This is a genomic window from Pseudoalteromonas sp. RB2-MNA-CIBAN-0110 (genome assembly GCF_040309305.1).
Classification (GTDB): Bacteria; Pseudomonadota; Gammaproteobacteria; order Enterobacterales; family Alteromonadaceae; genus Pseudoalteromonas; species Pseudoalteromonas arctica.
On record NZ_JBEOOQ010000287.1, the window covers coordinates 1 to 246 of the forward strand.

Annotated in this window: 1 protein-coding gene; it reads left to right on the top strand. The window is 39.0% G+C overall.

Annotated elements, in window-relative coordinates; all coding sequences use genetic code 11:
* The coding region (locus AAEY68_RS21520; protein ID WP_350586882.1) for a HAMP domain-containing protein at positions 1–246 on the top strand (246 nt) is incomplete at both ends.

Below are 246 nucleotides of genomic sequence, written 5' to 3' on the forward strand. Positions count from 1 at the left end.
ATGTAACTTCTCGTATTAACGATATAGCCTCTGGTGATGGCGATTTAACTGGCAGGATCGCTATAACGTCTAAAGATGAGTTTTCTGAACTTGCAACGCAGTTCAATCGATTTCTCGACAACTTACAGCAATTAATTCGCGATATTTTAGAGCAATCAAAAGAGCTAAGTGAATTAGGAGGTGAGTTAAGTCAGGTTGCAAATAAAAACAATGCTGTAAATCAAACGCTCAGCCAAGCCTCTGAGT